Below are 410 nucleotides of genomic sequence, written 5' to 3' on the forward strand. Positions count from 1 at the left end.
GCCCTGGCTGAAGAATTAATGGAGTTTGATTTGATCCAATCGATACCCGGTATTGGTACTAAAATTGCGGCAACAATTTTAGCCGAAATCGGGGAAATCGATCGGTTCGATCATGCAAAGAAACTGATTGCGTTTGCGGGTATTGATCCAAGCGTTTTTTCTTCCGGCAAGTTTACTGCTTCTCGAAATTCAATTACTAAACGCGGTTCTAGAAGGCTCCGAACAGCCTTATACCAAGCTGTTCGATGTGGTCTGCGAAGCTCACGTAATAAAAAATTAAGGGCTTTTTATGATAAGAAGCGTGCTGAGGGCAAACTGTTTAAAGTAGCTGTGATCGCTTGTGCAAATAAACTGATCCACTGGATTTATGCTATCTTAACCAAGAAAGAACCTTTCCGCTTGGACTGAAT

At 42.0% G+C, this 410-nt stretch carries 1 protein-coding gene; it reads left to right on the forward strand.

Annotated elements, in window-relative coordinates:
- Positions 1-408 (forward strand): transposase (locus L1028_RS31150; protein ID WP_234541977.1); only part of this gene is annotated, 408 nt, incomplete at its 5' end.
- Between the last annotated feature and the right edge of the window lie 2 nt (positions 409-410).

Source organism: Paenibacillus pseudetheri (assembly GCF_924513355.1).
Taxonomy (GTDB): domain Bacteria; phylum Bacillota; class Bacilli; order Paenibacillales; family Paenibacillaceae; genus Paenibacillus_AQ; species Paenibacillus_AQ pseudetheri.